Genomic DNA, 247 nt, shown 5'->3' with positions numbered 1-247 from the left:
CGCTCCCTTCCATGCAAGGTTCAGCCAGCCGCCACGTGCACTTACGGGGGGGCCAAATTTGCCGCGCTGCACAGCTTCGCTGAGGAAACGGAGCGCGTCGAGAATGGTGCTCTTGCCGGAAGCGTTTGCACCAATAAATATGCTTAGGTCGTCGCCGACCGAGATGGTCACGTCACGCAGACTGCGGTAGTTCCTTGTCCTGAGGCGCACCAGCTTGATGGTCGAAGAGTCCGCTAGGGCTTCGGCA

General features: G+C 59.9%; 1 protein-coding gene. It reads right to left on the bottom strand.

The window, feature by feature from the left end; all coding sequences use genetic code 11:
- A partial coding sequence (locus FVP33_RS20285) for an AAA family ATPase (protein ID WP_425460964.1) occupies positions 1 to 210 on the bottom strand: 210 nt, incomplete at its 3' end.
- Positions 211 to 247: the final 37 nt, after the last annotated feature.

This window comes from Lacisediminihabitans profunda (assembly GCF_008040105.1).
Classification (GTDB): Bacteria; Actinomycetota; Actinomycetes; order Actinomycetales; family Microbacteriaceae; genus Lacisediminihabitans; species Lacisediminihabitans profunda.
The sequence above is the reverse complement of the archived record's forward strand: the minus strand, read 5'-3'. Positions and strand labels throughout refer to the sequence as shown.